This window comes from Pseudaeromonas pectinilytica (assembly GCF_054780855.1).
Map to the genome: position 1 here is coordinate 1 of NZ_BAAGVN010000182.1, position 878 is coordinate 878.

At 45.7% G+C, this 878-nt stretch carries 1 protein-coding gene; it reads left to right on the top strand.

The annotated features are described in order from the left end of the window. Positions 1-112: 112 nt before the first annotated feature. Positions 113-859 (top strand): hypothetical protein, encoded by a 747-nt coding sequence (locus ACYVG7_RS10095; RefSeq protein ID WP_460882996.1) that lies wholly within the window; start codon positions 113-115, stop codon positions 857-859. Positions 860-878: the final 19 nt, after the last annotated feature.

Sequence of the window (878 nt, forward strand, 5' to 3'; positions counted from 1 at the left end):
CAACCAAGAGCCCAACAGTGCAAAATCCTGGTTATCGGGTGGGGTGAAAATAGTCAACAACACGTAAAGGGAACAGCGCCACGCCGATACCTGCAGCCGGTTTGCGGATCGCATGACAGGCAGCCCGGACATTTATCAATATAATCATTCTGATCCGGAAAAGAGCATCAATTTTGTCACCTGCCATGATGGTTTTACCCTGTGGGATCTGGTCAGCTATAACCAAAAAAATAACCACGCTAATGGAGAAGAGAACCGCGATGGCATGAGTGACAATTACAGTTGGAATCACGGCATCGAAGGCGAAACCGATAATCAGGAAATTGATAAACTCCGTGTTCGGCAGTGCAAGAACTTATTGACTGCGATTATGCTGTCGATTGGAACGCCTATGTTATTAATGGGCGATGAACACTTGCGGACTCAACATGGCAATAATAACGCCTACTGTCAGAACACGCCTTTAAGCTGGATGAACTGGCGTAAGAATGAACGCTCTGATGAAATGCAACGCTATACCCAAGAGCTCATTAAATATCGCAAGTATTTATTTAGTCGTGCGCAACATGAAGGCATGATGGTCTCTTTGGCTGAGATATTGCATCGTTCTGAAATTTGCTGGCATGGGGTTAACCCCTATTCGCCAGATTGGGATGCAAATTCACACTCCTTGGCGATGACGGCGATATCTCTAGACGTAAAAGTTGCGATCTATATTATATTCAATGCCTATTGGGCACCCTTGCAGTTTAATTTGCCTTTGCCACCGCAAAATATAAATGGCAATTGGCATCGAATTGGGCGCTGTTCCCTTTACGTGTTGGGGCAATCTATACTTGCAGTAAGTTCGCTGGACTGAGGTGCCCGCTATGGATACC